At 34.1% G+C, this 1,248-nt stretch carries 1 protein-coding gene and 1 pseudogene; one reads left to right on the forward strand and one right to left on the reverse strand.

What is annotated here, in order from left to right:
* Positions 1 to 430 precede the first annotated feature (430 nt).
* Positions 431 to 1,147, forward strand: a complete 717-nt coding sequence (locus tag L2764_RS27240) for a hypothetical protein (RefSeq protein ID WP_248943460.1) — start codon at positions 431 to 433, stop codon at positions 1,145 to 1,147.
* Here the strand turns inward: L2764_RS27240 and L2764_RS27245 are convergent.
* Positions 1,148 to 1,248, reverse strand: a pseudogene (locus L2764_RS27245) (IS1595 family transposase); the annotation flags it as partial.

Below are 1,248 nucleotides of genomic sequence, written 5' to 3' on the forward strand. Positions count from 1 at the left end.
ACAAAAATAATGATAAACAAACAAGTTCAATGATGCGATAAGTACTGAAATTATCACGTTGCTCTAATAGTGAACGAATTTATGATAATTTAATACTCAGGTACTTATGTCATATTGACTGACTTGCTTGTTTTTTGTTTTTATTTGATTTGAAATTATTCACACATAGTACATTAGCAACATATGGATTACTTTTATTGATTTTTTAAATGAACCTAGTTATGTAAATAATGAGTATGATTAACCCGTTATTTTTTATTATTATATATTTAATATCATGGTGTTATCGAATAAACCCAATAAACTGGTAGGTTTTCTGGTCTGACCTCTTTTTTGACGTTTCATTTTTTTTAGATATCTGTAATAAAAGGCATCACTATAATTCTAATTCATTAAGTTTATTGATTTTTTATATTATAGAGGAAGTCAAATGCCCGTTACGTTAAACTTTTCATCACAGAGCTATAAACCAGAGAACCATAATAATGAAGAGGAGTTTTCAGACTTAAAAATTAACGATCAACGCCTTGCTAAAATGGTTTTTGGGGATTCAGAGTCAGAGTCTACATCACTTAAGTCATGGAATAAGTTTTCATTAAGAGTGAAATCATTTTTTAATTTTGCCAATAATCCACTGGAAAGAAAAGAAAATGGCATAAAGGAGTTAAATAAACTTATTAGTCAGCCAACTAATGTTGATGATCCAAATCCTTATGATCGGCTTAAAGCTCTGTCTAGACTTGCAGGACCAGAGCATGGTGCACAATTTAAGCTACGTTTATCTGAAAAAGATATGACCGCTGAGCTGTTTATTGATGGTGTTGCGGTTAGAAAGGAGAAGGTGACTTCTGAACAGTTTCAACAGATGAAAGCACAAATAGGACAAACCGAAGAAAAGGGAGATACTCTACGTTCTGTTCAGGCCCTTGATGGCCATAAAAAAGAAACGGCTAAATTAGAGACTTTATCAAATGATAATTTTAAAGGTGGGGGGGTCAATAAGAAGTTTGATGGATCAACAGGCGTATTAAAAGGCATGAATAATACCGCAATGAAGGATTTTGCACTTGAAGCCGATTTACTCAAGTATAAGGGGACACTCAGCACGACGGGTCAGGGGGCATTGGATCGTTATATTTCTTCCTGATTACCCATAAAGCTCAGCCATGCTTAAATACTTCTGTGGCATAGGAGCAGTTCGTAGTGCGACATACATAAATCGTGGCAACATGTCTTCAAGCGAGAACC

The organism is Shewanella surugensis (genome assembly GCF_023284005.1).
Classification (GTDB): Bacteria; Pseudomonadota; Gammaproteobacteria; order Enterobacterales; family Shewanellaceae; genus Shewanella; species Shewanella surugensis.

Excerpts from the sequence above, each read along its gene's own strand:
- L2764_RS27240 (WP_248943460.1), top strand. The coding sequence starts at position 431 with ATGCCCGTTACGTTAAACTTTTCATCACAGAGCTATAAACCAGAGAAC.